Consider the following 841-nt stretch of genomic DNA (forward strand, 5'->3'; position numbering starts at 1 on the left):
CCTGACATCGCAGAGACCACCACCACGACTTGATTTCCGTCGTTCTTAGCTTCAATGATTTTCTCTGCAACTGAGTGGATTCTCTCGATAGAGCCCACTGACGTTCCACCAAATTTTTGCACGATAAGAGGCATTTTCACCCGTCCTCACCTTCCCAAGACCAATGTCTATATATGACAAAACAACACACTTCACGTCATAGCGAAGTCATAAAAGTTAACCAAGAGGTCGAACGGTTTTTCGGCTTCTTGGTTAACTCTTATTGATTCTGTTTGGTTAACAGTTACAAATTCTAGAAGTTTGAACAATTAACGATGATACAAAATAAAAGATGCCCAATCGGGTGATTGGGCATCTTTGAATCAAGAGATAAGTCTTACAGGCGTTCTTCTAGCCAAGGCTGAACTGACTTCATCGCCTCTGGTAGCGCTGATACATCAGTACCACCCGCTTGAGCCATGTCAGGACGACCGCCACCTTTACCGCCAACTTGCTCAGCAACCATCTTCACTAGGTCACCCGCTTTTACTTTGCCGATAAGGTCTTTAGTTACACCCGCGATAAGACCAATCTTTTCACCGTTGATGTTTGCTAGCATAACAACGCCGCTGCCCATCTGGTTCTTAGCGTTATCAACCATAGTACGTAGGTTCTTAGGATCTGCACCTTCCATACCAGCGATAAGAACTTTAACGCCGTTGATTTCTTGTGCTTTACCCATGATGTTTGCACTTTCAGATGCAGCCATCTTCTCTTTCAGCTTCTGAATCTCTTTCTCTAGCGCTTTCGCTTTAGAAGCAGATTCTGCAATTTTCTCTTCGTACTTAGCTTGTTGCTCCTC

Annotated in this window: 1 protein-coding gene and 1 pseudogene; both read right to left on the reverse strand. The window is 44.2% G+C overall.

Features of this window, described 5'->3' with window-relative positions:
* Positions 1-140: pseudogene (locus KIV40_RS33165) on the reverse strand (aspartate kinase); the annotation flags it as partial.
* Between the two features lie 236 nt (positions 141-376).
* Positions 377-841 (reverse strand): DHHA1 domain-containing protein (locus KIV40_RS33170; RefSeq protein ID WP_285353640.1); only part of this gene is annotated, 465 nt, incomplete at its 5' end.

The organism is Vibrio sp. D173a, assembly GCF_030248475.1.